The following is a 3619-nucleotide window of genomic DNA, read 5'->3' as shown; positions in this document are numbered from 1 at the left end:
CGCCGACGCTGTCGCCGCCCGCACCGCCGATATCCTTTACGAGCGCTGCGTGGAGGCCCGCATGCTGGAGCAGATCGATCCGGACCGTCCCTCGCCCGGCATAGTCATCCCCTTCCACTCGCCCTCTCCCGACGAAGCCGACCGCCAGGGCGCGGAATTCACCGGATCGACGGTGACCACGCAGATGTTCTGGGATTCCGATCTCGGCAAGACGATCGAGACCGCGGCCTATTCGCTTTACCGGCGCAAGAATCCCGAACTGGAGAAGAAGATCGACGCCGTCATCGACATGTATGGCAGGCTGCAGCAGGAGGACGGCTATCTCTCCAGCTGGTACCAACGCATCCAGCCCGGCAAGCGCTGGACCAATCTGCGCGACTGCCACGAGCTCTATTGCGCCGGCCATCTGATCGAGGGCGCGGTCGCCTACTACCAGGCGACGGGAAAACGCAAGCTGCTCGATATCATGTGCCGCTATGCCGACCACATCGCGTCGGTACTCGGCCCGGAGCCCGGCAAGAAGAAGGGCTATTGCGGCCACGAGGAGATCGAGCTGGCGCTGGTCAAGCTGGCACGGGTGACCGGCGAGCGGAAATATATGGAGTTGGCCAGATACTTCATCGACCAGCGCGGTCAGCAGCCGCATTATTTCGACGAGGAGGCCCGCGCCCGCGGCGCCGACCCGAAGGCCTATCATTTCAAGACCTATGAATACAGCCAGTCGCATATCCCGGTGCGAGAACAGAACAAGGTCGTCGGCCATGCTGTCAGGGCGATGTACCTCTATTCCGGCATGGCCGATATCGCGACCGAATATGGCGATGATACGCTGCGAGCAGCACTCGACCTTCTGTGGGACGATCTCACCACCAAGAGTCTCTACATCACTGGCGGACTGGGGCCGTCGGCGCACAATGAGGGCTTCACCAGCGACTACGACCTGCCCAACGAAAGCGCCTATGCCGAGACCTGTGCGGCGGTCGGCTTGGTGTTCTGGGCCAGCCGCATGCTCGGCATGGGGCCGAACGCGCGCTACGCCGACATGATGGAACGCGCCCTCTACAACGGTTCGATCTCGGGCCTGTCGCTCGACGGCTCGCTGTTTTTCTACGAGAATCCATTGGAAAGCCGGGGCAAGCACAACAGGTGGAAGTGGCACCGCTGCCCGTGCTGCCCGCCCAATATCGGGCGCATGGTCGCCTCGATCGGCAGCTATTTCTACAGCCTGGCCGACGATGCGCTGGCCGTCCACCTCTATGGCGACTCGACCGCGCGCTTCGATATATCGGGCGTCCCGGTGAGCCTGACGCAGGTCAGCAGCTATCCCTGGGACGGCGCCGTCGACATCATGCTCGAACCGCGGGCGCCGGTCGAGTTCACTTTGCACCTGCGCATTCCCGCCTGGAGCGCCAGTGCCGGGTTGAAGATAAACGGCGAAGCCATCAGGCTGGCGGATATCACCAGCGACGGCTACGCCGCGATCAAGCGGACATGGAAAAAGGGCGACAATGTCCGGCTCGATCTCGAAATGCCGATCGAGCGGCTTTATGCCAACCCGCAGGTGCGCCAGGATGCTGGTCGCGTCGCGCTGTCACGCGGCCCGCTGATCTATTGCTTCGAGGCATCAGACAATGACAGCCAGCCGCATCGCCTGACGCTGCCGCGGACGGCCACCATCGAAGCGCAGCACCGGCCGGAACTTCTCGGCGGCGTGGTGACGCTGTCGACCGCGGCACTTGCCGATGTCTCCGACGGCTGGCAGGACGGGCTCTACAGGCCCGAGCCGCCGGCCACCGCCGAGACGCGACTGACCGCCATTCCCTATTTCGCCTGGGACAACCGCGAGCCCGGCGAGATGCTGGTATGGCTCAGGGACGGCTGAACGAGGTCGGTGTATCGGCGATGACCGATCCAAGCTCAGCCGCGGTCGATGCCGCGGTTTCGGGCTTTTGGTCCATATAGCGCAGACGCAGGCGCAGGAATGGCGCCTCGACGCAGGTATAGCTGAGATAGCCGATCGGGATCGTCGCCACGAAGCACAATGCGGACCAGAGGCATGCGACGTAGAAATTGCTGATGCTCATGACATTCGTGTCTATGAACGCTGCCAATTGCATGACGAAGAACAGGTGCAGAAGATAGATCGAATAGCTGTAGGCCCCAGCCTTCTCCAGTACCCTGAATGGCGGGCTTGTTCGCTTTCTCGAAAAGCTCGTGTCGTAGTAGGCGATGCCGAATGAATAGGCTGCCGCCTCCAGGGTCGGCAGGATGATCCATATCCAATGAGGCGACGGATAGCGGCCCAGTTGGTAAAATCCGCCGGCTGCATCGAACCACCAGAAGAACCCCGAAAAAGCCATGAGCACGGCCAGCGCCAGCCAGTGTTGGTTCTTCGCGTGGGCACGCAGGTGAAAGGCAAGAATGCCGGCCAGGAACTGATCCGCATGGCCTATGATGGTTGCGGACGCCGCCGACTGCACTTCGCCGATCTGCACATACAGGACGGACCTCAGCACAATGGCTGCCGCGATGAACAGCAAGGGCGCGAACACAAACCGCCTGGATACCATCAGCAAGAACGGCAGCAACAGGTAGAAGTGCGCTTCGATCGTTATCGACCAGCCGCCGTTCGGGAGGGTGGGAAAAAGAAACCCCAATCCGACGCCCGTGAAATACCCGTCGAGGGACTGGCCGGCCACGTACCTGCGGCAGGCCTCGATGCATAGCATGGCCAGGAGAAGCGGAAGCAGCCTGAGGGCCCTGTTGGCAAAGAAGGGCAGATAGTTGATCTGCTTTCCATCGAGCAGCTTGGCGAACAGGTAGCCGGAAAGCGCCATGAACAGGGAAACGCCAGTATGCCCTTCATCCAGAACGCTGAAGATAGGAAGAGCCGGCACGAAGTCATAAGGCACGGGGCCTTCAGGAGAAGCATGAAGGAAATGCCAGGTAAAGACAAGAAAAGCCGCCAGGCCACGAACATGATCCAGCGCTGGGTAGTGCTCTCCGGTCGAGGATTTCATGATTGGCCCACGCGCACCGTGTCCTGCGCCGGTGTTCAGGTCATCGTTGGCCCAGAACTGTTTTCAATTCATTAAACCTTCACTGCGGAGACTTCCGAAATCAGAGATTTGCTTCGCAAGGTGCTGTGGCCTGCAAGCATCCGGAGCCAAACACGACTGAAGCGTGCCGCGTCTGAGCGGATCACTTCTGGGCGGATCACTTCTGGGCGACGGTCAGCCCGATCTCTTCCGCCACCAGTTCCTGCAGCCGCCACAGATTGCGGTCGCGGATGCCGCAGGCTTCGAGGTGGCGGATCGTCTCGAATAGATATTGCGCGCCCGAGCCCCAATGACCGACGGCTGTCACCAGCGTCGCCGCGATCGCCTGCTTGTCGAGCTTGCCGGCATAACGCGGATTGGCGGGATCGACGACGAAGCCAAGCGCGCGACATGGGCCGCCTTCGGTCCTGACCTGCAGCCAGCGCGGCACGTTGACGGCGGGCAGGATGGTCATTTCGCGGCGCAGCAGCGCTTCGAGGTTGGCCGCCACCGGTTCCGCGATCTCGAACACCACGCCCTGGCACTGGCCGCCGCGATCGAGCGCCATCATCAAGCCGGGC

At 61.8% G+C, this 3619-nt stretch carries 3 protein-coding genes; 1 reads left to right on the top strand and 2 read right to left on the bottom strand.

Annotated elements, in window-relative coordinates:
* The coding region (locus tag EN991_RS27715) for a glycoside hydrolase family 127 protein (RefSeq protein ID WP_164769407.1) at positions 1 to 1882 on the top strand (1882 nt) is incomplete at its 5' end.
* Here the strand turns inward: EN991_RS27715 and EN991_RS27710 are convergent.
* On the bottom strand, positions 1869 to 3020 hold the full coding sequence (locus tag EN991_RS27710; RefSeq protein WP_127369946.1) for an acyltransferase: 1152 nt from the start codon (positions 3018 to 3020) through the stop codon (positions 1869 to 1871). The two genes, EN991_RS27715 and EN991_RS27710, sit on opposite strands and share 14 nt — an antisense overlap.
* A gap of 196 nt (positions 3021 to 3216) precedes the next feature.
* The coding region (locus EN991_RS27705) for a gamma-glutamylcyclotransferase (protein WP_206519264.1) at positions 3217 to 3619 on the bottom strand (403 nt) is incomplete at its 5' end.

This window comes from Mesorhizobium sp. M7A.F.Ca.US.005.03.2.1, assembly GCF_003997795.1.
In the GTDB taxonomy this organism is placed as follows: domain Bacteria; phylum Pseudomonadota; class Alphaproteobacteria; order Rhizobiales; family Rhizobiaceae; genus Mesorhizobium; species Mesorhizobium ciceri.
Note: the sequence above shows the minus strand (reverse complement) of the source record. Positions and strands in the feature narration are given on the sequence as shown.

Excerpts from the sequence above, each read along its gene's own strand:
- EN991_RS27710 (WP_127369946.1), bottom strand. The coding sequence starts at position 3,020 with ATGAAATCCTCGACCGGAGAGCACTACCCAGCGCTGGATCATGTTCGT.